General features: G+C 56.4%; 1 protein-coding gene. It reads right to left on the minus strand.

Going from position 1 to position 888, the window contains the following annotated elements; genetic code table 11:
- A partial coding sequence (locus GHO25_RS25655) for a replication initiation protein (RefSeq protein ID WP_218581096.1) occupies positions 1-311 on the minus strand: 311 nt, incomplete at its 3' end.
- Between the last annotated feature and the right edge of the window lie 577 nt (positions 312-888).

Raw genomic sequence — 888 nt, forward strand, 5'->3', positions numbered from 1 at the left:
GTTTGCACCCAGCCGATAAGCAGCACACTCGGTCTTTTCCCCTTGCCATTGGGCTCTTGGGTTAACCGGACTTCCCGCCGTTTCAGGCGCAGGGCCGCTTCTTTGAGCTGGTTGTAGGAAGATTCGATAGGGACACCCGCCATCGTCGCTATGTCCTCCGCCGTCACTGAATACATCACTTCATCGGTGACAGGCTCGCTCCTCTTCACCTGGCTAATACAGGCCAGAACGATCCGCTGTTCCTGAACACTGAGGCGATACGCGGCCTCGACCAGGGCATTGCTTTTGTAAACCATTGGGGGTGAGGCCACGTTCGACATTCCTTGTGTATAAGGGGACACTGTATCTGCGTCCCACAATACAACAAATCCGTCCCTTTACAACAACAAATCCGTCCCTTCTTAACAACAAATCCGTCCCTTAATGGCAACAAATCCGTCCCTTTTTAAACTCTACAGGCCACGGATTACGTGGCCTGTAGACGGCCTAAAAGGTTTAAAAGGGAAAAGGGTGGAAACGCAAAAAACGCACCACTACGTGGCCCCGTTGGGGTCGCATTTGTGCCCCTGAAGGGGCGGGGGAGGCGTCTGGGCAATCCCCGTTTTACCAGTCCCCTATCGCCGCCTGAGAGGGCGCAGGAAGCGAGTAATCAGGGTATCGAGGCGGATTCACCCTTGGCGTCCAACCAGCGGCACCAGCGGCGCCTGAGAGGCCTACAGAGCGGTTGGACACCAAGGGGAGGGGCTAAGACCGATTTATCAGTCCCCTTTCCCTCGTTTCTTTCCAACGCGATAGCCCAGCAAGGCCGCCACCGTTGCCACCGTCACCCCAGCAAGCACAGCCAGTGGCGTGTAATTCACACGACGAACGCCTCGCCCCGGTTTGGTG

Origin of the sequence: Pseudomonas sp. FSL R10-1350, from assembly GCF_009600525.1 — a bacterium.
Classification (GTDB): domain Bacteria; phylum Pseudomonadota; class Gammaproteobacteria; order Pseudomonadales; family Pseudomonadaceae; genus Aquipseudomonas; species Aquipseudomonas helleri.